The sequence below is a fragment of the Immundisolibacter sp. genome (assembly GCF_028696615.1).
Lineage (GTDB): Bacteria > Pseudomonadota > Gammaproteobacteria > Immundisolibacterales > Immundisolibacteraceae > Immundisolibacter.
The window spans coordinates 1-2,966 of sequence record NZ_JAQVGQ010000283.1; the positions used below are offsets into that span (position 1 = coordinate 1).

Annotated in this window: 3 protein-coding genes and 1 pseudogene; 1 reads left to right on the forward strand and 3 read right to left on the reverse strand. The window is 71.8% G+C overall.

Annotation, left to right across the window (positions count from 1 at the left end):
• From PHC73_RS13235 to cbiB, 3 genes are all read right to left on the reverse strand, one after another.
• The coding region (locus PHC73_RS13235) for a helical backbone metal receptor (RefSeq protein ID WP_300129196.1) at positions 1 to 503 on the reverse strand (503 nt) is incomplete at its 3' end.
• Positions 500 to 1,552: a threonine-phosphate decarboxylase CobD gene (gene cobD, locus PHC73_RS13240; protein WP_300129198.1), complete on the reverse strand. Its 1,053-nt coding sequence runs from the start codon at positions 1,550 to 1,552 to the stop codon at positions 500 to 502. The genes cobD and PHC73_RS13235, both read right to left, overlap by 4 nt.
• Entirely contained in the window at positions 1,545 to 2,489 is a 945-nt protein-coding gene (gene cbiB, locus PHC73_RS13245; protein ID WP_282809978.1) for an adenosylcobinamide-phosphate synthase CbiB, read from the reverse strand. Before cbiB ends, cobD begins: the two co-directional genes overlap by 8 nt.
• A 173-nt stretch (positions 2,490 to 2,662) precedes the next feature.
• On the opposite strand from cbiB, the pseudogene PHC73_RS13250 reads away from it, so the two are divergent.
• Positions 2,663 to 2,966 (forward strand): annotated as a pseudogene (locus tag PHC73_RS13250) (AAA family ATPase); the annotation flags it as partial.

The following is a 2,966-nucleotide window of genomic DNA, read 5'->3' on the forward strand; positions in this document are numbered from 1 at the left end:
CGGAACGCCTGCGCAGCCTCGTTCGCCACGCCTTCGGTTCCCGTCAGCTGGCCGATCTGTTCGAGGCTGCGGGCGACGTCGTCCAGGCTGCGCGGCTCGTTGATGAATACCGGGATGCCCAGTGCGCGCAGGCGGTCGAGGTGGGTATCGCGGTTGCCGCTGCGCCAGGCGACGACGAGGTCGGGGCGCAGGGCGGCAACCGCCTCGAGATCCACCTTCGTGTAGCCGCCCACCTGGGGCAGCGCCGTCGCCTCGGGCGGGTAGTCGCTGTAGGCCACCACGCCGACGACCGCTGGGCCCGCGCCGGCGGCGAAGAGCAGCTCGGTGATGTGCGGCGCGAGGCTGACGATGCGCTTGGCCGGCGTCTCGAGCCGCACGGTGTTGCCGGCGTCGTCGGTGAGGTCGATGGCGGCGTGCGCTGGTTGTGACAGGGCGGCCGCGACGCACAGGGTGAAAAAGACGAAGCTGCGGGCGGTGCCGGTGCGGTGTGAGGGTCGGATCATTGCGTGGAGTCCATTTCGGTTGTCGGGGGCGGGTGTCGCACGCCTTGCCCGCCCGTGTCTCGCTGTGCCCCGAGGCATTCCGCCAGGGCCTGTTCCAGTCGTGCCCAGCCGGCTTCGCCCGCCGGCAGGCCGAAGCGCAGCGAAGCGGGTTGCTCGAACAGGCGGACGAGGATGCCGCGCCGCGCCAGCGCGTCGTGCAACTGGGCGGCGTCGGCACGCTGCACCCATTTGAACAGCGAGGGTCCGGTGGCAGCACCGAGTCCGGCAGCGCTCAGCACCTGCATGAGGCGCTTGCCTTCGCTGGCCAGCCGCTCGCGCATGGCGGCCTGCCAGACCGTGTCGTTCAGGGCCACGCGCGCCACATGCCGTGCCGGACCGCCGATCGTCCATGGACCCAGCCGTTCCTCCAGCCGCGTGCGCACGGCCTCGGGGCCGAAGACGAAGCCGACCCGCGCACCGGCGAGGCCGAAGAACTTGCCCAGCGAGCGCAACACCACCAGCCCGTCGGCGCCCGCGAGCGGGACCAGGCTGGCCGCCGGCGTGTCGTCGATGAAGGCTTCGTCCACCACCAGCCAGCCTCCGCGTGCAGCGAGCCGGGCGTGCCAGTCGAGCAGCCGGGCGCGATCGAAATGGGCACCGGTCGGGTTGTTGGGCTGCACCAGCACGACGATGTCGCTGTGGTCCACCGCTGCTTCCGCCGCGTCGATGTGGGCGGTGAAGAAGCGAGGCCGGCGCTCGCGCCAGGCATGGGCATGCTCCGCATAGCTCGGCGCCAGCAGACTGACACGTGCGCCGGGCAGCACCGAGGGCAGGCACTGGATTGCAGGTTGCGAACCGGCGACGGGCAGCAGCGCGGTGCTGCCGTAATAGGCGGCGGCGGCGGCCTCCAGACAGTCGTCCTCTTCCGGGAGGCGGTGCCAGGCCGAAGCCGGGATAGCTGGCGCAGGGTAGGCATGCGGATTGATGCCGGTCGACAGGTCGAGCCAGTCGTCCAGCGGAATGCCGTAGCGTTGCGCCGCACGACGCAGGCGGCCGCCGTGCTCAAGCATGGGCCAGCCCCGTGAAGTGCAGGATCAGTGCAAGGCCGGTGGCGACGGCCAGCCACAGCAGCGTGCCGCGACGCACCAGCGCGATGGCGGCGCGGAGCGAGCCGGCATCCGGTGCCGGGCCTTCGCCCAGCGGCGGGCGCTCCTCCCACTGGCCGTGGTAGATCGCACCACCGCCCAGTGCCACGCCGAGGGCGCCGGCGCCAGCCGCCATGACCGGGCCGGCGTTGGGGCTGTCCCAGGCCGGCGCCTGCACACGCCAGCAGGCGAGCGCACGACGGGTGTTGCCGAGCAGGGCGTAGGTCAGCGCGGTCAGGCGCGCGGGCAGGGCGTTGAGCACGTCGTCGATGCGCGCGGCCGCCCAGCCGAAGCGCAGGTAGCGCGGCGTGCGGTAGCCCCACATCGCGTCCAGGGTGTTCGCCAGCCGGAACAGCAGCACGCCAGCGCCACCGCCGAGCAGGAACCAGAACAGGGCGCCGAACACCGCGTCGTTGCCGTTCTCCAGCACCGATTCGGTGCCGGCGCGGGCGACACCCGCAGGATCGAGTTCGCGCGTGTCGCGGCTGACGATCCAGCCGACGCGCTCACGCGCCGCTGCGAGATTGCCCGCGGCCAACGGTGCGGCGACCGCCTCGGCGTGCTCCGCCAGGCTGCGGCCGCCGAGGCTGAAGTACAGCAGGGCGATATCCACCGGCCAGTGCGCCAGCGGATGCGCTGCCCTCGCGATCAGCGCCAGCGCCACCCATGGCAGCACCGCGAGGGCCCACGCCAGCAGGCCGGCGAGGCGGTGCTCGCCGACGATGCGGCGCACGGCGTCTTCGACGGCGCGCGCCCAGCGACCGAAGCCGACGAGCGGATGGAAGCGGCGCACCTCGCCGAACAGGCGGTCGGCGAGCAGGCCGGCGGCGAACTTGGCGACGAGGATCAGGGCAAAGGACATGAACGGAAGGAGTCGAAATCGAAACGCGATGCTGCACTGCCGCGAAGGCGGCGCGGGCGTGGGGTGCCATTGTTGGACCGGTTCGCGCGCCTGCCTGTCTCCAGCGTTCGCGCTTACGTCCGCGCGATCGGCGATAATCCGTCCCCCAAACCGAGGACCCCGGATTCTACGCCATGTCTCCTCCGATCACCCTGATGGTGCAGGGCACCACCTCCGATGCTGGCAAGAGCACGCTGGTCGCCGGCCTTGCGCGTGCGCTGCGCCGCCGTGGTCTGCGCGTGGCGCCGTTCAAGCCGCAGAACATGGCGCTGAACTCGGCCGTGACCGTCGATGGCGGCGAGATCGGCCGTGCCCAGGCGCTGCAGGCGCTTGCCGCCGGCGTCGAGCCCCACACCGACTTCAACCCGGTGCTGCTCAAGCCCTCGAGCGACATCGGCGCCCAGGTCATCATCCACGGCCGCGCCGTCGCCAGCCTGT

What these genes read in the sequence shown, in the direction of transcription:
- cobD (WP_300129198.1), bottom strand. Translation starts at nt 1,552, where the DNA reads ATGCTTGAGCACGGCGGCCGCCTGCGTCGTGCGGCGCAACGCTACGGC.
- cbiB (WP_282809978.1), bottom strand. Translation starts at nt 2,489, where the DNA reads ATGTCCTTTGCCCTGATCCTCGTCGCCAAGTTCGCCGCCGGCCTGCTC.